General features: G+C 73.0%; 12 protein-coding genes and 2 pseudogenes. 7 read left to right on the top strand and 7 right to left on the bottom strand.

All coding sequences use genetic code 11. The features are described 5' to 3' along the window. Positions 1-68: 68 nt before the first annotated feature. From ACZ7BZ_RS27670 to ACZ7BZ_RS27655, 4 genes and pseudogenes are all read left to right on the top strand, one after another. Positions 69-1,115 (top strand): annotated as a pseudogene (locus tag ACZ7BZ_RS27670) (glycoside hydrolase family 43 protein); the annotation flags it as partial. A gap of 105 nt (positions 1,116-1,220) precedes the next feature. Continuing rightward, the gene (locus ACZ7BZ_RS27665; protein ID WP_470360700.1) at positions 1,221-3,164 is read left to right on the top strand and encodes an autotransporter; all 1,944 of its coding nucleotides are present in this window, start codon (positions 1,221-1,223) and stop codon (positions 3,162-3,164) included. 127 nt (positions 3,165-3,291) lie between these two features. Continuing rightward, the gene (locus tag ACZ7BZ_RS27660) at positions 3,292-4,590 is read left to right on the top strand and encodes an arsenic transporter (RefSeq protein ID WP_470360699.1); all 1,299 of its coding nucleotides are present in this window, start codon (positions 3,292-3,294) and stop codon (positions 4,588-4,590) included. A gap of 37 nt (positions 4,591-4,627) precedes the next feature. After that, positions 4,628-5,119: a universal stress protein gene (locus tag ACZ7BZ_RS27655; RefSeq protein WP_470360698.1), complete on the top strand. Its 492-nt coding sequence runs from the start codon at positions 4,628-4,630 to the stop codon at positions 5,117-5,119. Positions 5,120-5,137: 18 nt separating this feature from the next. On the opposite strand, the gene ACZ7BZ_RS27650 is transcribed toward ACZ7BZ_RS27655, so the two are convergent. The 3 genes from ACZ7BZ_RS27650 to ACZ7BZ_RS27640 form a co-directional block, all read right to left on the bottom strand. Next, entirely contained in the window at positions 5,138-7,561 is a 2,424-nt protein-coding gene (locus ACZ7BZ_RS27650) for a glycoside hydrolase family 95 protein (RefSeq protein ID WP_470360697.1), read from the bottom strand. 127 nt (positions 7,562-7,688) lie between these two features. Then, positions 7,689-7,844 carry a hypothetical protein gene (locus ACZ7BZ_RS27645; RefSeq protein ID WP_470360696.1) on the bottom strand — a complete coding sequence of 52 codons (156 nt, stop codon included), beginning with the start codon at positions 7,842-7,844 and terminating at the stop codon, positions 7,689-7,691. A 43-nt stretch (positions 7,845-7,887) separates the two neighbouring features. Further along, positions 7,888-8,700, bottom strand: coding sequence for an ATP-binding cassette domain-containing protein (locus ACZ7BZ_RS27640; RefSeq protein WP_470360695.1), 813 nt, complete (start codon positions 8,698-8,700; stop codon positions 7,888-7,890). Positions 8,701-9,518: 818 nt separating this feature from the next. On the opposite strand from ACZ7BZ_RS27640, the gene ACZ7BZ_RS27635 reads away from it, so the two are divergent. Both ACZ7BZ_RS27635 and ACZ7BZ_RS27630 read left to right on the top strand, forming a co-directional pair. Further along, the gene (locus tag ACZ7BZ_RS27635; protein ID WP_470360694.1) at positions 9,519-9,794 is read left to right on the top strand and encodes a GntR family transcriptional regulator; all 276 of its coding nucleotides are present in this window, start codon (positions 9,519-9,521) and stop codon (positions 9,792-9,794) included. 111 nt (positions 9,795-9,905) lie between these two features. After that, positions 9,906-11,567 carry an allantoin permease gene (locus tag ACZ7BZ_RS27630; RefSeq protein WP_470360746.1) on the top strand — a complete coding sequence of 554 codons (1,662 nt, stop codon included), beginning with the start codon at positions 9,906-9,908 and terminating at the stop codon, positions 11,565-11,567. 114 nt (positions 11,568-11,681) lie between these two features. On the opposite strand, the gene ACZ7BZ_RS27625 is transcribed toward ACZ7BZ_RS27630, so the two are convergent. The 4 genes and pseudogenes from ACZ7BZ_RS27625 to ACZ7BZ_RS27610 all read right to left on the bottom strand — a co-directional run. After that, complete coding sequence (locus tag ACZ7BZ_RS27625; protein WP_470360693.1) at positions 11,682-12,443, bottom strand: hypothetical protein; 762 nt, start codon at positions 12,441-12,443, stop codon at positions 11,682-11,684. A 150-nt stretch (positions 12,444-12,593) separates the two neighbouring features. Continuing rightward, positions 12,594-18,446 (bottom strand): SpaA isopeptide-forming pilin-related protein, encoded by a 5,853-nt coding sequence (locus tag ACZ7BZ_RS27620; protein WP_470360692.1) that lies wholly within the window; start codon positions 18,444-18,446, stop codon positions 12,594-12,596. A gap of 295 nt (positions 18,447-18,741) precedes the next feature. Continuing rightward, positions 18,742-19,323 carry a hypothetical protein gene (locus ACZ7BZ_RS27615; RefSeq protein ID WP_470360691.1) on the bottom strand — a complete coding sequence of 194 codons (582 nt, stop codon included), beginning with the start codon at positions 19,321-19,323 and terminating at the stop codon, positions 18,742-18,744. Positions 19,324-19,386: 63 nt separating this feature from the next. After that, positions 19,387-19,584: pseudogene (locus tag ACZ7BZ_RS27610) on the bottom strand (RICIN domain-containing protein); the annotation flags it as partial. Positions 19,585-19,880: 296 nt separating this feature from the next. On the opposite strand from ACZ7BZ_RS27610, the gene ACZ7BZ_RS27605 reads away from it, so the two are divergent. Continuing rightward, a complete protein-coding gene (locus tag ACZ7BZ_RS27605) occupies positions 19,881-20,843 on the top strand; it encodes an extracellular catalytic domain type 1 short-chain-length polyhydroxyalkanoate depolymerase (protein ID WP_470360690.1) in 963 nt (320 codons plus the stop codon). Positions 20,844-20,891 lie beyond the last annotated feature (48 nt).

The raw sequence follows: 20,891 nt of genomic DNA, 5'->3' as shown, positions 1-20,891 counted from the left end.
GAGCTGCCCGCGCGACCAGCGCTCCCCCCTTCGGCCCGTCGGCGCCGGCAGAACGACAGGAGACGTCCATGTCCGCGCTTCGCGCACGGTTTTCGGCGGGGGTGCTCGTCTTCTGCCTCCTCTTCACCGCCCTCGCCCTGGCCGCACCGCAGCGGGCCGCTGCCGCACCCGCTGCCGCCACGCCCGGGTACCTGATGGTGCACTTCATCGGGGAGGGGGCGACCGGTCAGCAGACGTACCTCTCGCACAGCACGGACGGCGTGCACTGGAACGACCTCGACGGCGGCGCGACGGTCCTGCGGTCCACGGTCGGCACCGGGGGCGTGCGTGACCAGGCGCTGGTGCGCTCCCCCGACGGGAGCCGGTACTGGATCCTCGCGACCGACCTGTGCATCGGCTGCGGGCAGAACTGGGACCAGGCCCAGAACAACGCCAGCCGCGACATCGTGGTGTGGGAGTCGACCGACCTCGTCACCTGGTCGAAGCCCTGGCTGCTCGACGTCGCCGGTGCGATCCCCGACGGCCGCAACGCCTGGGCGCCCGAGGCGATCTGGGACCCGGAGACCAACAGCTACGTCCTGTACTGGGCGACCAACGCGACCCTGAACGGCGTGCTGAAGCACCGCATCTACGCCGCCCGCACCACGGACTTCCGCGCCATCTCCACCCCGCAGCTGTACATCGACCGCCCCGGCACCCAGGGCATCATCGACACCCAGATCATCGAAGTGCCCTCGGGCGTCGGCGACTTCCGCTACGTGCGGGCCTCCGGCGACGGACAGATCACCCTTGAGGGCAGCGACTCGATCCTCGGGACGTGGACCGACCTCGGCAACCTCTCCGGCATCGGCCTCACCGGCTCCCAGGTCGAGGGCCCGATGTGGATGAAGTTCAACGGCACCGACAAGTGGGCGCTCTACCTCGACCAGTACGCCACCAACCGCGGCTACATGCCGGTCGTGACCACCGACCCGTCCAACCCGGCGGCCTACCACCAGCAGGCGTCGACCGACTACGACATGGGCGGCACGAAGAAGCGCCACGGCTGGATCCTCAACCTGACGGCCGCCGAGGAGAGCCGCGTGCTCGCCCGCTGGCCCAGCACCCCCGCCCAGAGCGACGCCACCTTCCGCGTGACCAGCTGACCCGACCTGCGTGCGGGCGCGCCTCCGAGGCGCGCCGGCACCGCCCTGTTCTGCCCGCACCAGGAAGCACCCCCGATGAAACGTTCATGGCATGCACTGCTGGCGGCAACCACAGTGGCAGCGACCACCGTGCCCCTGGCCCTGGCCCCGACCGCCGCCCACGCGGCGGACGGCGACATCACCGCGTCGATCCTCGCCAACACCGACGTCGTCCTCGGCGGGAACGCCGTCGTGAACGTACCGCCCGGGACACACACCTACTCGGGAGTCATCAGCGGGCAGGGATCCCTGCGGATCTCCGGCACCGGCACCCTGGTCCTCACCAAGGACAGCACCTTCACCCTGCCCGACTCCCAGCAGGGCCAGTCCGTCAGCACTCCCGGCGGGAACCACCCCTACGTGCTCGTCGCCAACCCCGACCGACCGGCGATCACGGTCGACGCCGGTGCCACCCTCCAGTACGGCAACGGCGGAACCACCGGGCTGATCGGCGCCTTCCCCTACAACTCGCCGGGCTACCAGCAGAACCAGGACAACATCCGGGTGGACGGCACCCTGAACCTGTCGCTCACCCGCCTGTTCAACCTGGGCACCATCAGCGGCTCCGGGACGATCGTCCAGCCCCGAAACACGTGGGGGACGCTCCAGCTCTGCGGAAGCAGTCCCTTCTCGGGGGTGCTCTACATCGGCACGGGCGCCGACTACGCCGCCACCACCTGTCCGGCCGACCTGCCGAACGCCAAGGCCGTCGTCAACCGCGGCTCGTGGATCATCGACACCCCGCTGAACCAGACCGTCGTCCAACGCCAGAACTTCTACAGCCGCGAGTACGGCAACGACGTCAACGTCCATTCCCGGCCCGGCAGCAAGGTCGTCCTGACGGGCGTCTACAGCTACAGCGACAACACCGACACGGCCGCGCCCGCGCTGGGCGACGGCAACCTCAACTGGGTGACGGTGCCGCACAAGTCGAACAAGCGCGGCACCAACATCGAGGGCGCCGACGTCCATTGGGGGGACGGCACCACTCACCAGATCTTCATGCCGGGCACGGCCGAGACGGTGTACATCAACCTGCACGCCAGGCCGCAGCGCTCACGGCTCACCTTCGACTACAACGGCCCCGTCACCCTCGGCGCGCCCATCGGCGGGGGGATCTACCACGACACCCTCTCCACTCCTGGCGGGGGCGACATCGTCATCGCCGGCACCGCCGGGAACGACGTAACCTTCGCCGCCGCGCAGTTCTACGACGGTTCCACGACCATCCAGCGGGGCGCCACCCTGCGCCTCGGATCCGGCGCGGCGGGAGCCGACGGCAGCCTCTACACCAAGGGCACCCTCGACACGATCAGCGACGACGGGTCACTGATCGTCCAGAACGCCCGGACGCCCGCGACCCTGCCCCCGGTGTCCGGCTCCGGATCGCTCACCCAGGACGGCACCGCGACGACGACCCTGACCGCCGCGGCCTACACCGGCACCACCACCGTCACCAAGGGCACGCTCGCGCTGGCCGGCGCATCGCTCACCGCCTCCAGCGGGGTCGCCCTCACCGGGGCGACCGCGGTCCTCGACCTCGGCACCGCGAAATCCACCACGCTGCGCAAGCTGGACGTCGTCACGGGCGCGAAGATCATCCTGCCCGACGGAGCCCAGAGCTTCACCGTGGGCTCCCAGGAGACCGCGCTCAGCGGCGACACCCTCAGCGCGGGAGGCACCACCTTCTCGGTCGCCCGCACGGGCGGCCACATCGAGCTGACGGCCACGACGGCGGCCACCCCGACGGTCACTTCGAGCACCCCACCCGCGGCGAACCCCACGGACGGGCCCACCGCCGGCCCACCCGACGATCCGACCGCCACCCAGGCCGCGCCCCGGGCGGGTGACGGCACACCCTGGGCGGCACTCGGCCCGGCCGCCGCAGCCCTGGCGGCCGCGGCCGGCGCCGTCGTCCTCGTCCGCAAACACCGGAGCAGGCGCAGCGGCAACCACCGCCCTCGGCGCCGCCGCCGCTGACGCCGGCCCGCAGGAAAGCCGCTCGCCTCCCCGCTCGATCGACGTCAGCGTCCGCCAGTGTGATGACAGCGGACGACGGCCGCCGCCGGGCCGCCCGAGGTGCTGCTACCTGGGATGCTCTGGTTCGATGGGGGGCTGCCCGTCACCGTCACCCGCGAGGAGCAGGACCCTGAGTACGTCGTTCGCAGAAGCGCTGTCCGTGGCACTGTTGGTCCTCGTCCTGGTGTGCGCGGTGGCGCGACCGTGGGGGTGGCCGGAGGCGGTGGTGGCGGTGCCCGCGGCCGGGCTGGTGGTGGTCACCGGGGCGATCCCGCCGGACCACGCGCTGGCCGAGGCCGAGCGGCTCGGGCCGGTGATCGGGTTCCTGGCGGCGGTGTTGGTCCTGGCGCAGCTCTGCGACGACGAGGGCCTCTTCCGGGCCTGCGGGGCCTGGATGGCCCGCACCGCGGCCGGGAGTCCGCGCAGGCTGCTGGCGCAGGTGTTCGTCGTCGCGTCCGTGGTCACGGCGGTGCTCAGCCTGGACGCCACGGTGGTGCTGCTGACGCCGGTCGTGTTCGCCACCGCGGCCCGGCTCGGCGCCCGCCCGAAGCCGCACCTGTACGCCTGTACCCACCTCTCCAACACCGCCTCGCTGCTGCTGCCGGTCTCCAACCTCACCAACCTGCTGGCCCTGAGCGCCAGCGGGCTGAGCTTCACCCGCTTCGCCGCCTTGATGGCGCTGCCCTGGCTGGCGGCGATCGCCGTCGAGTACGCGGTGCTGCGCCGGTTCTTCGCCACCGACCTGGAGACGGGCAGCGCGACCGGCGGCGAGGTGGCGGCGCCGCAGATGCCGCTGTTCGCGCTGCTCACCGTGGCGGGCACGCTGGTCGGCTTCGTGCTGACCTCGGTGATCGGGATCGACCCGGCCTGGGCGGCGTTCGCCGGGGCCCTCGTGCTGGCCGTCCGGGCGCTCGTCCGGCGCCGCACCACCCCCGTGGCGATCGTGCGCTCGGCCGCCGTGCCGTTCCTGGCCTTCGTCCTCGCGCTCGGCGTCGTGGTCCGCGCGGTGGTGGACAACGGACTGGCCTCCGCGCTCGGACACCTCGTCCCGCACGGCACCTCGCTGGCCGCCCTGCTGGGTATCGCCGCGCTGGCGGCCGTACTGGCGAACGTCATCAACAACCTGCCCGCGACGCTCGTCCTGCTCCCGCTGGCCGTCCCCTCCGGCCCGGGCGCCGTCCTGGCCGTGCTGCTGGGGGTGAACATCGGGCCCAACCTGACCTACGCCGGGTCACTGGCCACCCTGCTGTGGCGGCGGATCGTGCGCGAGCACGACACCGAGATCGGCCTGGGCGAGTTCACCCGACTCGGGCTGCTCGTGGTGCCCGCTGCCCTGGCGCTCGCCGTGGTGGCACTCTGGGGCTCCCTGCAGATCATCGGAGCATGAGAATCAGCGCATTCAGCGCATGAGGAGGCCGACGCCCGTGACCGTCGTCGTCTGGACCACCGAGGGCACCTGGCCCGCCTGTGTCGATGCCGCCCGCGCCCACGCGCCGCAGTCGGCCGACGTCGTCCTGCTTCACGTCAGCGGCCCCGACGTCCCCGGAGTCGCGCACGGCGCGTTCGCCGGGCTGCTCGGCCGCGGCCACCGCGAACGCGACCCCGGCGACCGGGTGGAACGCCTCGCGGCCACCTCCGCCCAACAGCTCCTGGACGCCGCCGCCGAGCGCCTCGGCCGCCCGTGTACCCGTGTGGAGCGCACCGGCCGGACCGAGCGCGAGGTGGTCGCGGCGGCCGAGGGGGCCGAGCTTCTGGTCCTCGCCCGGGACGGTGACCGCTCCCGGCTCGGACCGCACAGCCTCGGCCCCGCCACCCGCTTCGTGGTCGACCACGCCCCCTGCCCCGTGCTGCTCGTCTGGCCGGAGCCGGCGCCGGGCGCCGACACCCTGCCTCCGCCACCGCCCCAGCACGGGTAGCAAGGGCCGCCCGCGGGGTCAGTGCCCGGCGGCCGGGCCCGGGTAGGAGATCCGGAGGAAGCCGCCCGCCGGCAGGGTCAGCCGCAGGCGCCGCGGATCGCCCGGAACCGAGACCGCCTCGACCGGGCTCCCGGCCTCGTCGGTCAGTACGGGACTGCCCGGCCGCTCGGGCAGCTGGACGTCGAACGCGACGTCCCGGGTGGCCCGCAGCTCGGCCCCGGCCAGCTGACCCTCGCGCCAGTCCAGGCCGACGGCGAGCCCGCCCCGCGCCCGCAGGCCGCGGACGTCGCCCTCCGCCCAGGTCGGCGGCAGCGCGGGAAGCAGCCGCAGGACGCCGTTGTGGCTCTGCAGCAGCATCTCGGCGATGGCTCCGGTGATGCCGAAGTTGCCGTCGATCTGGAACAGCCGGGGCGGGTGCAGGTCGTAGAGGTTGGGGGCGATCGAGGTGGCGAGCAGGCGCTCGACGGCGTGCCCGGCGAGGGCTCCGTCGCCGAAGCGGGCCGCCAGCGCGGCGACCCAGGCGAGGCTCCATCCGGTGCCGCCGCCGCCGTGCTCCAGGCGGCGGTCCAGGGCGCGGCGGGCCGGGTCGAGCAGGGTGTCGTCGCCGAGCGGGTCGACGGCACTGCCCGGGTAGACGCCGTAGAGGTGGGAGAGGTGGCGGTGGCCGGGCTCCTCCTCGGGGAGGTCGTCCCGCCACTCCAGCAGGCGGCCCCCGGCGGCGAGGGCCGGGGGCCGCAGCCGGGCGCGCAGGCCGGCCAGATCCTCCGCCAGGTCGTCGACGCCCAGTTCGCGAGCGGCCGTGACGGTGTTGTCGAACAGCTCGGCGGTCAGCCAGTAGTCCATCGCCGAGCCGGCGGAGACGGCGGCCATGGTGCCGTCGTCCAGCCGGAACCGGTGCTCGGGCGAGGTGGACGGGCTGGTCACCAGCGCGCCGTCCTCGTCCTCGACGAGGAGGTGGGTGACGAAGCGCGCGGCCTCCCTCATGACGGGGAAGGCGCGGTCGGCGAGGAAGGCGCGGTCCCCGTGGAAGAGGTGGTGGTCCCACAGGTGGGCGGCCAGCCACGGCCCGGCCATCGGCCAGTGGAACCACATCGGCTGCCCCAGCACCGGGTTGGTGGCGCGCCAGATGTCGACGTTGTGGTGGCAGCACCAGCCGGGGGCGCCGTAGTAGGCCCGCGCGGTGGAGCGCCCGGCCTCGGCGAGGTCGGTGGTGAGGTCGAACAGCGGCTCGTGGCACTCGGCCAGGCCGGTGGTCTCCGCGAGCCAGTAGTTCATCTGGAGGTTGATGTTCGATGTCCAGTCTGAGTTCCACGGCGGCGTGACGAAGGTGTTCCAGATGCCCTGGAGGTTGGCGGGCTGGGTCCCGGGCCGGGACGAGGCGATGAGCAGGTAGCGGCCGTAGGCGAACAGTTGGGCGGCGAGGCCCGGGTCGGCGGTGCCCGCGTTGGCGGCGGCCAGGCGCTCGTCGGTCGGCAAGCCCGCCGCCTGCTCCGCACCGGCGAGCCGGAGCGAGGCCGCGCCGAAGAGCCGCCGGTGGTCGGCCACGTGGGCGGCACGCAGCGTGTCGTACTCCTGTCCGGCGGTCGCTTCGATGAAGCGACGGGCTTCGGTGAGCGCCGTCTCGGGGCCCTCGGGCTGCTTGCGCCAGTCCTGGAACCCGGTGCCGACGGAGACCAGGAGGACCGCCTCGTCGGCGCCGCTGACCTCGATGCCGCCGTCCACGGCGCGGGTGCTTCCGTTCACCGTCCGCACGCGGACCTCGGCGGCGAATCCGGTGCCCTCGTCGTCCCGGTAGGCGGTGGGCGTGCCGCCGACCCAGCTCGCGACGGCCGCCGGGGCGCGGCCCTGGATCGACAGCGCCCCCTCGTCAGCGGTCGTGGCTGCGCCGGGGTGGGGCGTCTCCAGGCTCGTACGGAAGGTCAGGGCGCCGGGGGCGTCCGCGCCGAGGCGGACGGCGAGGAGGCCCGCCGGGGCGGAGACGAAGCTCTCCCGCCGGTAGCGGACTCCTCCTGCCGTGAACTCCACGGTGTGCACGGCGTCGTCGAGGTCCAGGACGCGCCGGTAGTCGGCCACGTCCTCCTCGCCGTCCTCGCCCTCCTCGCCGAGCGACGGGAAGGTCAGCACGAGGGTGCCCACGGGCTGGTAGGCGTCGGCGTCGCGGCCCTGGAAGTGCTCGGCGGCGATGGCGTCGGCGGCGGCGTGGTCGCGGTCGCGCACCGCCTCCCGCAGGGCGGGGAGGTGCTCGGCGGCCTCGCGGTCGCGGGGGCCCGGTCCGCCGGACCACAGGGTGTCCGCGTTGAGCTCGATCCGCTCGGTCCGCACGCCTCCGTACAGCGTGGCGCCGAGCCGGCCGTTGCCGAGCGGCAGCGCGGCCAGCAAGTCGGCGGCGGGCTGCCGGTACCAGAGCGGGTCCGTAGCGGGGTGCCGGCCGTCGATCGGCATGGCGTCCTTCCAGTGGACCGGGTTCGGTCCGGCGTCCGGGCGGAGGTGCCGGAAGAAGGGGGTCAGGGGGCGGTACCGCTGGTGCCGCAACGGTCGCCGTTCGTCAGGGAGTGTTGGTGTTCGCACGTCAGGATTCCTCGGTCACGGGGGGGTGGCTCGTGGTTGAGGCGGCCGGGGTGAAACCGTCGACGACGACGGGCGTCGCGCCGAAACCGGCCTCGGCCGGGGCCTCCGGGATCGCGTCCAGCAGCGGCCTCCGGGGCCGCTTCACAGCCTCGGACATCCCATGTATGCGAGACGCGGAGACCGGGCCGGGTGGGCTGGGCTCAGGACTCGGCGTAGGCCGTCTCCTGGATCCCGTAGAGCTCGGCGTACCGGCCGCCGAGGGCGACGAGTTCGTCGTGGGTGCCGGATTCGGTGATCCGCCCGCCGTCGAGGAGGACGATCCGGTCGGCCTGGCGGACGGTGGCGAGCCGGTGCGAGATCAGCACCACGCCGGCCCGGCCACGGTGCTCGGCGAGGCGGTTGAAGACCTCGAACTCGGTACGCACGTCCAGGTGGGCGGTGGGTTCGTCCAGGACGAGCAGGTCGGCGCCGGTGTGCACGGAGTACAGGACCCGGGCCAGGACGGCCTGCTGCCACTGGCCGCCGGAGAGGTCGACCCCGTCGGTGCGGGTGCGCGCGAGCGGGGTGTCCGAGCCGTCCGGCAGCCGCTCCAGCACGGCGTCGAAGCCGGAGTCCTCGGCGGCGGCCGCCAGCGCGGCCTGGTCGACGGGGACGGTGGCGTGCCCGAGCGTGACGTTGTCGGCCGCCGACAGCTGGTACTTGACGAAGTCCTGGAAGACAACCGAGACGTGCTCCCGCCAGCCGGCGACGCCCAGGTCGGCGATGTCCGTCCCGTCGGCCGTGATCCGGCCCCCGGTGGGGCGGTAGAGCCCGGACAGCAGCTTGATCATGGTGGACTTGCCGGCGCCGTTGAGCCCCACCACGGCCAGCAGTTCGCCGGGCCTGATCTCCAGGTCCAGCCCCGTCGAGCACGGTGCGCCCGGTGCCCGGGTAGGTGAAGGAGACGCCCTCGAAGGCGACCAGCGGCGGTCCGGGGCGCAGCTCCGCCCGGGGCGCCGGAAGGCTCTGCGCATCCGCCTCGGCGGCGGCCTGCGGCTCCAGGGCCTCCCGCAGTTCCTGGTAGGCCTTCATGCCCTCGGCGGCGGCGCGGATGCTGCGGACGTCATCGCTGTAGCCGAACGACTGCACCAGCGACCAGGAGGCGGTCAGCACCGCGGTCAGCACCGGCACGCCCACCGAGCCGCGGGCGGCGTCCCCGGCCACCGCGAGGTACACGGCCAGCATCGGGGCGCCGACCAGCAGGAACTGGCTCCACTCGTCGCGCAGCAGCTTGCGGGACACCGTCCAGACGGGAGTGAACATCTCCCGCAGGTGCCACTGGACGCGCTCGGCCATCCACTCGCCGAAGCCGAAGACCCGCGCCTCCATGCTGGGGCCGACCGCGACGAGCGACTCCCGCCAGGAGTCGGCGTGCAGCCCGTGCTCGACGCCGCCGCGCCACACCCTCGTGAAGAGCTGCACCTGGCGGACGCGCAGGTACTGGTTGAGCAGGCCGGGCACCAGCAGGACGGCATGGGCGCCCCACGATCGAACGGCACTGTCGAAGCGCTTCGATTCGAACATTCCGCCAAATCTGCCAGAACTCTTGATGGTGTGTCAAAAAATATATATAGCAACGAAATATCCATTGAATTCATCGAACCAGCGTCGAAGAATCGGCGAACCGAAGGACAGGGAGCCACCAGGCGCACCGGAGTGCCGGGAGAGCGGGGGTGCAGGGAGAACGGGGAGAGCGGCCCGACAGACCTTGGGGGTCGGCGAGGTTCCGGTAACGAGCCGTTCACGCGGGGCGGTCTGCCGGGGAAACACGCGGTTCCTAGCGTGTCCGCCCATGGATGCGAGGCAGTACACGCCCCTGGTCACCGCGCCGGCCGCGGCCACGGCGCCCGTGCCCTCGCTGCGCGAGGCGGTCCGCACGGGGCTCCGGGCGGCCGTACTCGACGGCGAGTTCGGCGTGCGCGAGCGGCTGGGCGGGGTGCGGCCGGCAGCGCGGTTCGGGTTGTCGCGGACGCCGGTCCGCGAGGCGCCGGCGCGGCTGGCCGCCGACGGGCCGATCGAGCGGGCGACGGCGGCTTCTTCGTCACGATCCCCGACCTGGCGCGGTTGAAGGACTTCCACGAGCTCCGCGTCACCGCCGAACCGCGCGGCGTCGCACGGGCGATCGAGGCCCCGTCAGTCCGCCCCGCACCCCCGACCCCCACCATCGGAAGGGCTGATGATGAGCACCACCGAGTCACGGACGACCACGACGACCGCACCACCCGGCGCCGAGAAGAGCCAGGCGACGAAGGAGACCCTGGAGGACTACACCCTCCGCTTCGCCCCGCGCAGCTACCGCCGCTGGACCCCGATGGTGGTGGCGACCACCGCGCTCGGCGGCATCGCCTACATGGCCGACTTCTCCATCGGCGCCGGCATCGGCCTGGCCCACGGCACCGGCAACGCGCTCCTGGCGATCGCCGTGGCAGCGGTGGTCATCTTCATCACCGGCTTCCCGCTCGCCTACTACGGCGCCCGCTACAACATCGACCTCGACCTGATCACCCGCGGCTCCGGCTTCGGCTACTACGGCTCGGTGCTGACCAGCGTCATCTTCGCCAGCTTCACCTTCATCTTCTTCGCCCTCGAAGGATCGATCATGGCCCAGGGCCTCAAGCTCGGCCTCGGGCTCCCGCTGTGGCTGGGCTACGCGGTCTCCACGCTGATGGTGATCCCGCTGGTGATCTACGGCATGAAGGCGCTCAGCAAGCTCCAGGTGTGGACGACGCCGGTCTGGCTGGTGCTGATGGTCGCCCCGCTGGTGTACCTGATCGCCCACGACCCCGGCAGCGTCGACCGCTTCCTCTCCTACGCGGGTACCCACGGCGGGGGCGGCGTCGACACCGCCTCCGTGCTCCTCGGCGCCGGGGTCTGCCTGTCCCTGATCGCGCAGATCGGCGAGCAGATCGACTACCTGCGCTTCATGCCGCCCAAGACCGAAGCGAACAAGCGCGGTTGGTGGACGGCCGTGGTCATGGCCGGGCCGGGCTGGGTGGTGCTCGGCGCCTTGAAGCAGGCCATCGGCGTCTTCCTCGCCGTCTACATCCTCGCCAAGGTCGGTGCGGACGCCGCCCCCGAGCCGATCCAGCAGTTCCGGGGCGCCTTCGACGCGATGATGCCCTCCTGGCTCGTCGTGCCGCTCGCCGTGGCCCTCGTCGTGATCAGCCAGATCAAGATCAACGTCACCAACGCCTACTCCGGCTCGCTGGCCTGGACGAACTCCTTCACCCGCGTCACCCGGCACTACCCCGGCCGGATGGTCTTCGTCCTGGTCAACCTGGGCTTCGCGCTCGCCCTGATGGAAGCCGACATGTTCAGCTTCCTCAACAGCATCCTGGGCTTCTACTCGAACTGCGCGATCGCCTGGGTCGTCACCGTCGCCACCGACATCGGCGTCAACAAGTACCTCCTGAAGCTCTCCCCGCTCCAGCCCGAGTTCCGCCGGGGCATGCTGTACGCCGTCAATCCGGTCGGCGTGGTGGCCTTCGTCGCCGCCTCGGGGCTGTCCATCGCCATGTACTTCCACGCCCTCGGCGACACCCTCCAGCCGTACTCGCCGGTGGCCGCCGCCGTCATCGCCTTCGTCCTCACCCCGCTGACGGCGGTCGTCACCAAGGGCCACTACTACCTGCGCCGCACCGACGACGGCATCGCCGAGCCCCTGCTGGACGCCGAGGGCAACCCCAGCGCCGCCACCCTCGACTGCCACGTCTGCCACCAGCCCTACGAGCGCCCCGACCTGACGGCCTGCGCCATCCACGAGGCGGCCGTCTGCTCGCTCTGCCTCAGCACCGACAAGGTCGGCGACCACGTGCTGCCCGCCCAGCCGGCCGCCGCCTGAGCCGGCTGCCTCGCCACCCGTACGTCCTTCGTCCTGATCACCCCGGGAACGAGATCCCGGAGCGTCCGGCACCCGCCGTGGCCGTGCCGGTGCCCGCGATCCACTGAGCTCGCGTCACGGCACCTGCGGCAGCGCCTGCCACGGCGTGTCCGGCACCTGCTCGCCGTCCGCCCGTCCGGCGGGCTCCACCACGGCGGGGCCGGACAGGCCCGGCAGGTCCGCCTCGACCCGGCCGAGCCGGCCGTCCGCGTCCACCCAGTACCTGAGGTGCGAGCGGGCGCCCTCGGCCGGCGGCGGACCGGCGAAGACGGTGTAGCGGTGACCGCCGAGGGTGGCGGTGCGCAGCCGGCGGGGGCCCGCCTGGGCGAGCAGTTGGGGGTTGTCGGGGCGGTCGGCGCCCAGGGCCATGGCGAGGCGCAGCGCGGCGTCCAGCGGGTCGGCGGTGTAGGCGCGTGGCGACCAGGCCTGGTGCGGCAGGTCGGCGGCGGTGCGGGCGGGGGTGTCGGTGGCGGCGCCGGGGGCGAGGCCGAGGCCCCGGTCGTCCCAGACCAGCAGCCCGTCGGTGCCGCCTTCCCGCTGGTGGTACGCGCCGACGGCGTGGTGGCTGCGGTAGTCGACCAGGCCGTCCACGACCACGGCCCGCCCGGGCGCGGGGACGGTGATCCGGACCCGGAGCGGGCTGGCCTCGAAGGTGGTCAGCCGGGAGACGGCGAGCAGCCCGGCCTCGTCGGTGGTCACGGGCCGCTCGCCCTCCCCGGGGGTGGCGGCGGCCCACACCGCCCCGGCGGCGAGCGCCCCGGCGAGGGCGGTGGCCCCGGCGAGCAGGACGAGCGGACGGCGGAACCAGCGGCGGCGGGGGTGTCGGAGTTTCAGCACGCTGGACAGTCCAGCGCCCCGCAGGCCCGGCCCGCCCCCAACACGCGCGGCCGGTCACCCGTCAGGGCCTGCCGGTCAGGGCGAACACGACAGGGGCGGGCGGTCGGCTCGAACGCCGACCGCCCGCCCTGTCTCGGGACGACCTCCCGGTTACGCGCCGCGGCGGCGCCGGACGGCGGCGTAGAGGACGCCTCCGCCGAGCAGCAGCGTCCCGCCCCCGGCGGCGGCGAGGAGCGCCTCGGTGCCGGTCGGGGGCAGTTCGGGCAGCCGGTCGTTGTCGATGGTCAGCACGAGCTGACCGTTCCCACCGATCCGGATCTCCACCTCGGTGACCGGGTCGGCCGGCAGGCGGTAGCCCTTCGGGGCGCCGGTCTCCTTGACCAGGTAGCGGCCGGGAGCCCGGTCGCCGAAGTCGCAGCTGCCGTCCGCCCCGGTGGTGCAGGCCCGGCCGATCCGCTCCTCCCGCTCACCGGTGCGGTGCCAGAGCTCGAACACCGCGCCGGGGAGCCGCCGGTGGCTCCGGCGGTCCTGCTTGACGATGTGCAGCCCTCCGGGCAGCGGCCGGTCGACGGCGATGGTGCCGACGCCCTGCCGGTGGTTGTCGGCGGTGAGCACCAGCGGCCCGAAGACCGCCGGGTCGGGCAGCTGGTAGCCGTGGGGCGCCCGGATCTCCTGCCAGTAGTAGGTGCCCAGCGGCACCACCGTGCTGCACCGTCCGTCGCCGCCCGTGGTACAGGGCGCGCCCAGCTTGCTGCCGCCGTTGGCCGGGTCGCCGCTCCAGAGCTGGAACTCGGCGCCGGAGAGCGGGTTGCCGGCCGGGTCGGTCTTGGTCACGCCGACCTGGCCGGTGGGCACCTCCTCGGGCTGGTCGACGACGGTGACGCTCACCCCGGCGGCCGCGTTGGCGTCCGTCAGCGTCAGCGGGCCGAGGACGGCCGGGTCCGGGAGCCGGTAGCCCTCCGGCGCCTTGGTCTCCTCCCAGTAGTACGTCCCCGGGCCGGCGGTGGCGGTGCAGACACCGTCGGCACCCGTGGTGCAGGGCGCGCCGTTCCTGCTGCCGCCGTTGGCCGGGTCGCCGCTCCACAGCTGGAAGACGGCGCCGGCGAGGGGCTTGCCGGCCGGGTCGGTCTTGAGCACGCCGACCTGGCCCCTGGTGGGCTGGTCGACGGCGGTGAGGGTGACCCCGGCGGCGGCGGTGGCGTCGCTCAGGACGAGCGGCCCGAACACCGCCGGATCCGGCAGCCGGAAGCCGACCGGAGCCTTGGTCTCCTCCCAGTAGTACGTCCCGACGGTGACGGTCGCCGAGCAGCGCCCGTCGGCAGCGGTGGTGCAGGAGCTGCCCACCTTCGTACCGCCGTTGGCCGGGTCACCGCTCCACAGCTGGAACTCCGCACCCGCCAGCGGCTTGCCGTCCGGGTCGGTCTTGAGCACGCCGACCTGACCGCGGGTCGGCTGGTCCACCGCGGTGGCCGACACGCCCGCCGCCGCGTTCTCGTCGCTGAGGACGAGCGGCCCGAACACCGCCGGGTCGGGCAGCCGGAAACCGACCGGAGCCTTGGTCTCCTCCCAGTAGTACGTCCCGACGGTGACGGTCGCCGAGCAACGCCCGTCACCCGCCGTCGTGCAGGAACTGCCCACCTTCGTACCGCCGTTGGCCGGATCGCCCTGCCACAACTGGAAGACGGCTCCGGCGAGCGGCTTGCCGTCCGGGTCGGTCTTGAGCACGCTGACCCGACCGCGGGTCCGCTGGTCCACTGCCGTGACCGTCAGCCCGGCCGCCGCGTTGGCGTCCGTCAGCCGCAGCGGCCCGAACACGGCCGGGTCGGGCAGCTGGAAGCCGGTCGGCGCCTTGGTCTCCTCCCAGTAGTACGTCCCCGGCGGGACGGTGGCCGAGCACGTACCATCGGCGCCAGTGGTGCAGGAACCGCCCACCTTCGTACCGCCGTTGGCCGGGTCCCCGCTCCACAGCTGGAACACCGCACCGGCGAGCGGCCTGCCGCTCGGGTCGGTCTTCACCACGCTGACCCGCCCGAGGATCGGCTGGTCCACGGCCGTGGTCGACACACCCGCCGCCGCGTTCTCGTCGGTCAGCGTGAGCGGCCCGAACACCGGCCGGTCCGGCAGGTGGTGCCCGGCGGGGGCCTGGGTCTCCTCCCAGTAGTACGTGCCGACCCGCACGGTGACGGAGCAGGTGCCGTCCGCCCCCGTGGTGCACGGAGCTCCGACCTTGGTGCCGCCGTTGGCCGGGTCGCCCTGCCAGAGCTGGAACACCGCGCCGGACAGCGGCTTGCCGTCCGGGTCGGTCTTGAGCACCGACACCCGGCCGAGGATCGGCTGGTCCACGGCGGTGACGCTCTGCCCGCCGGTGGCGTTCTCGTCGGTGATCGTCAGCGGCCCGAACAGGGCGGGCTTGGGCAGCTGGTACCCGGCGGGCGCCTTGGTCTCCTCCCAGTAGTACGAACCCGGGCCGACCTCGGCGGCGCAGAGCCCGTCGACGCCCGTGGTACACGGGTTGCCGACCTTCACCCCGCCGTTCGCCGGGTCACCCCGCCACAGCTGGAACACCGCACCGGCGAGCGGCGCGCCACCCGGATCGGTCTTCACCACGCTGACCCGCCCCCGGGTCGGCTGGTCCACCGCCGTGACGGTCATCCCGGCGGCCGCGTTGGCGTCGGTGATCGTCAGCGGCCCGAACAGGGCGGGCTTGGGCAGCTGGTACCCGGCCGGGGCCTGGGTCTCCTCCCAGTAGTACGAACCCGGGCCGACCAGCTCCGAGCAGGTCCCGTCGGTGCCGGTGGTACACGGGCCGCCGACCTTGCTGCCACCGTTGGCCGGGTCGCCCTTCCACAGCTGGAACACCGCGCCGGAGAGCGGGTTGCCGTCCGGGTCCGCCTTGAGCACCCGGACCCGCCCCCGGGTGGGCTGGTCCACCGCGGTGGCCGAGACGCCCGCCGTGGCGTTGTCGTCGGTCAGCTCCAGCGGGCCGAACACGGCCGGTTCCGGCAACTGGAAACCGACCGGGGCCTGGGTCTCCTCCCAGTAGTACGAACCCGGGCCGACGGCGGCCGCGCAGATCCCGTCAGCGCCCGTGCTGCACGGGCCGCCGACCTTCGCCCCGCCGTTCGCCGGGTCACCCCGCCACAGCTGGAACACCGCACCGGGCAAAGGCACACCGCCCGGGTCGGTCTTGAGCACCGACACCCGCCCGACGGTCGGCTGGTCGACAGCCGTCACGGTGAGGCCGACGGCGGCGTTCGCGAGGGTGAGGTCGAGCGGCCCGAACACGGCCGGCTTGGGCAGCTGGTACCCGGCGGGCGCCTTGGTCTCCTCCCAGTAGTACGTGCCCGGCAGCACGGCGGCCGAGCAGCGCCCGTCGGCACCGGTGGTGCACGGGTCGCCGACCTTCGTCCCGCCGTTCGCCGGGTCGCCCCGCCAGAGCTGGAAGACGGCCCCGGAGAGGGCCTTGCCGTCCGGGTCGGTCTTCGCCACGGACACCTGGCCGCGGACGGGCTGGTCGACGGCGGTGGTGCTCACGCCCGTCCGGTAGTTGGTTTCGGTCAGCTCCAGCGGCCCGAACACGGCCGGGTCCGGCAGCTGGAAGCCGGGCGGCGGGGCGGTCTCCTGCCAGTAGTAGGTGCCGAGCGGGACGGTGCTGGTGCACTTGCCGTCGGCGCCCGTGGTGCACGGGTCGCCGACCTTCGTCCCGCCGTTCGCCGGATCGCCCTGCCAGAGCTGGAACACCGCCCCGGAGAGCGGTCCGCCCTCCGGGGCGGTCTTGAGCACGCTGACGGCGCCCTCGGCCTGGTGGTAGCCGAAGTCGTAGGTGTGGTTGTTCTCGCCCGGCCCGCCGGTGGTGAACGAGTACTCGGGGAACCGGCCGCCGGGCGGGACGACGCCCTTGCTGTCGGTGAACCGGTTGCTCCCCGCGTCGGGGACGGTCGGCACCCAGCGGAACAGCGGCCCGCCGGAGGCGTAGTCGGCCGGGTTGTCGATGCGGATGGTGTACGCGGTGCGTGGCTTGAGGCCGCCGGGCACGTTGGTGTCGTCGAAGTAGTACTCGCCGCGCCCGGTGGTCTTCGTGGTCGCGACCAGCTTCCCGGTGGCGTCGTACAGGTTGACGGTGGCGCCCGGGACGGGCGGCTCGCTCGGGTCCTGGATGCCGTTCTTGTTGACGTCGTACCAGACCCGGTTGCCGATCTGCAGCGGCGCCTCGTCGCAGAGGACTTCGAGGTCGGCCATCGAACCGGCCTTGCCGAAGGAGCCGGTCAGCTGGTTGCCGACGCCGTTGCTGTTGGCCCCGGTGCGGGGGAAGAACCCGGTGCCGCCGGTGTAGACGTTGGCGATCGGGTCCATCGCGGAGGAGGCGATGGAGGTCTCCACCTTGGACAGCGCGATGCCGGAGAAGGCCGCGTTGTAGTGGTAGACCGTCCGCTGGGTGTCGTAGAACTTGTTGCCTCGACCGGTCTTCCCGCAGCCGCCGTTGGTGTCCAGCACGAACCTGCCGTCGGGGCCCGGACAGGCCCGGTTGAGGTCGCCGCCGGAGGCCACCGAGGTGAGCCTGGTCTCCGTGGCCGACATCCGGGCGTCGGCGCCGATCTGGTCGGCGAAGCGGTCCCGGAAGCCGAGGATCATGTTGCCGTCGGTGTCGATCACGATGTCGCCCAGGATCGGCTGCGGATAGCCGTTCAGGTACCCGGAGCAGGTCTTGCCGTCCTGGGTGTTGCGCCACACGTCGGACCAGGTGTACCAGCCGGTGCCCTGGCAGGCGGTGAGCGTGTAGGTGGGCTGCCGGGGGTAGTCGAGCTTCTGGTCCAGCACGGTGGCGGTGAAGGCGCCCGCGGCCGGGTCGAAGGTCTGGACGACGGCCCGCAGGTCGGCCCGGTTGCCGGTGCTCTCGCCGGAGCAGGTGCCCCCGACGTACACGGTGCCGTCCTGTACCCCGAGGCCGTACGGGCGCCAGTCGCCGGCTGCGGCGCAGCCCGGGTCGGGGACGGTGTAGACGGCCTTGGGGGCGGCGGCGGTGCGCTGGGTGGCGTCGTAGCGGTACAGCTTGCGGTCGTTGAGGTTGACGACGTAGAGGTCCTTGCCGTCCTCGCTGACCTCGACGTCGCCGAGCGACTCCTTGGCGACGGTGCCCATGAAGTTCGCGTCGCCCGCCGTGGCGAGGTCGTGCTTGGTGGTGCCGGCGTTGGGGACGGTGGTGAACAGCGCGGTGGTGCCGGCGGCCCGGTCGGTCAAGTAGACCGCGCCCTGGCCGCCCGGCCCGTAGCCGGCGCCGCGGTGGGCGTGGGCGCCGGAGAAGATCCACTTCTTCTGCTTGCTCCACCCGATGCCGTACACCGCACCGGTCTGGTCGGCCGTCGCCCGGTCGGTGGTCTGGTTGTTGTTCCCGCGCGCGTTGTACGGGAACTCGACCAGGGTGCGGGCGAAGGCGCCGGCGGTCGGCGGCTGGACGCACGCGGTGACCAGCGGGGCGTTCTTCTGGCAGTAGTCGCCGGGGTTCCACAGCGCCGTGGTGTAGGAGACGCTCTTCCCGGCGGAGAGGTCGACGAACTCCTCGGTGCTGCTGAGCTGGCGCGGGGCGCCGGCCAGGCCCTGCGGGGAGGCGAAGGCGGAGAAGAGCAGGCCGGGCTTGGGGTTGATCACCTGGACCCGGTACTTGCCGCCCTTGAGCGGGCTGCCGTTCGGGTTCAGCGTGACGGTGCCGTCGGCCGCGGTGGTGCCGGTGATGGTCGCCCCCGCGTCATCGGTCAGGTCGATCGTCACCCCGGCCATGCCCGGCTCCAGCACGGGATCGTAGACCCCGCTCGCGTCGACCGCGCGGACCACCCGGACGGTGACCGTGCCGTCGCCGACGTCGGCGGCGGCCCGGCCCGCCACCAGGCCCGGTACGGCGGCGCAGACGGCTAGGGCGGCCAGGGCGGCGAGCGGCCGGCGGAGCCGGCGCAGCTGTGAGGGCGGCCGAGAGGGGGGCGATTCCGCGCCCCCGTCATATTCTCGCACTGTTATCACCATTCAATTTCCCGGACGGAAATCCAACGCGATAAACGTGCCGCAGATGATCGACCGAATGTGACTGCACAGTGCCGCGCCGTCAATGCGGAGCGGTATTTCACTCACTCGGACGGGTGGCAGGCGCCATGGTCCGACGTCTCCGGAGAGCCGGCCGCGCACACCCGAAGCACACTTGATCTCCGCAGAAGCCCCGCGCGGGACGGCTGTCGCGACGGGGGCGGATCTGCGTAGGCTCCGCAGACACCCGTCGCGGTACGCGGGCACCTACGGAAGATCGAATGAGTTACTGCACGTTCTGCCAACGGCACCTCAACGGCGCCTTCTCCTGCCCCGGCTGCGGGCGGCCCGCGGAGGCGCTCCCCCAGGAGGCGCCGGACCACCCGGCCGCGCCCCCGGCCGCCGTGGCACCCCCAGTCCGGCGGACCCGGCGGCGGTCGAAGCGGCGGCGCGGCGCCCTGCTCGGCCTGGTCGCGCTCGGCGTGGTGGCGGGCGGGCTGACCACCGCGGTGGTGGCCTTCGGCGAGGGCGACGGCTCGGCCGCCCCGCTCCCGTCGAGCGGGACGACGGCGCCCGCGTCGACCACCGCGCCCTCCGCGCCCGGCTCTGCGAGCGTCCCCACGACGACCCCGGCCGCGCCGGTCACGACGGGCGCCCCGGCGCAGCCGTCGGCCACCACCGCCCGGCCCAGCGCGACGCGGACGACCTCCACCCCGTCCCGCCCGGCCACGTCGACCGAGCAGCCGACCACCCCCCAGCCCGCGCCGCCCACCACGGCGCCGACCACCGGGCGCTCCCCCAGTCCGACCACACCCTCCCCCACACCCTCCGCGACGCCGACCTGCAAGCCGGTCCTCTTCTGGTGCACCTGAGCCCGCCGGGAGCCGTTGAGGGTGCGGCGGGGACAGGCTCCCGCCGCCCTCTCAACCGATCAGGACGGGGTCCGGTTCCGGGCGGCGCCCTTCGCGCGGTCTCCGGCCTCCTGCCGCACCGCCGCTCCCTTCGCGGTCGAGCCGCCGGTGCCCACGGTCAGGCCGCTGGCGACGTTGACCAGCGCGTACGTGCTGCCGGTGAGGTCGAACGCCCACCGCCGGTCGGCGCCGCCGGTCGACGGCCACTGGATGACCGCTCCGCCTCCGGAGCCCCGTACATCCCCGCCGCGGTGAAACTTTCACCGGTGGAACCGCCCCCACCGGCCGCCGTCCCAGGTCTTCCGGAGCAGGGCCCGCGAATTCCTTGACAGGTGGCGGTCACTGATGCACCGTCATCAGTCCGAAACATCCCCGACACACGAGCAGGTGCCCGACCCTGGTATCCGGCCCCGAATGTGAACGCTCACATGAGCCGGGAACGAGCCGCCGGGCAGCCGGACGCGCCTGCTCGCCCACCACCACCCGTCGACACTTCCCCGGAGAAGAGATCCCCTTGCTGCGCTCCCGGCACCTCAAGACCCGCCTGCTCGCCCCAGTCCTGGCCATCGGCGCCGCGCTCGGGGCGAACCTGGCCACCGCGCCCCAGGCCGGCGCCGCCTCGTTGACCCGGATCGCCGACTTCGGCAACAACCCGACCGGCCTCCAGATGTACGTGTACGTGCCGAACAGCGTCAAGGCCCACCCGCCGGTCCTGCTGGCGATGCACGGCTGCCAGGGCAACGGCCCGTACATGTACTCCAGCACCGACTTCGGCGGGCTGGCCGACCGGTACGGCTTCGTCGTCATCTACCCGTCGAGCAACCCCGCCGGCAGCTGCTGGGACGTCTCCTCCGACCAGGCGCTGCGGCGCGGCGGCGGCAGCGACCCGGTCGGGCTGATGTCGATGATCACGTACGTCGAGCAGCACTACAACGGGAACCGCGACGCCGTGTACGTCACCGGCGAGTCCTCGGGCGGGATGATGACCAACGTCATGCTCGCCGACTACCCGGACGTGTTCAAGGCGGGCGCCGCGTTCATGGGCGTGCCGTACCACTGCTTCTACACGGGCACCGTGCGCGGCTGGAACGGGCCCTGCGCCGGAGGCCAGGTCAACATGACCGCGCAGCAGTGGGGCGACCTGGTGCGCCGTGCCGATCCCGGCTACACCGGGCCGCGCCCCCGGGTGCAGCTGTGGCACGGCACCAACGACACGATCCTGAACTACCGCAACCTGGGCGAGGAGACCAAGGAGTGGACGAACGTCCTCGGGGTGGGCCAGAACCCCTCGTCGACTGACTCCCCGGCCGCCAACTGGAACCGGGCCCGGTACAACGACCGCTCCGGCAAGACCCAGGTCGAGACCTACGGCATCTCCGGCGCCGGGCACGAACTGCCGGTCAAGGGCACGCAGATGGCCGCCGACGCCATCCACTTCATGGGCCTGGACTCCGCCGGCGCCACCCGAGCCTCCTGATCCGCCACGGCCGGGCCGACCACCTCTCGGCCCGGCCGGTCAGACCCG

Source organism: Kitasatospora sp. NPDC036934 (assembly GCF_055608425.1).
The sequence above is the reverse complement of the archived record's forward strand: the minus strand, read 5'-3'. Positions and strand labels throughout refer to the sequence as shown.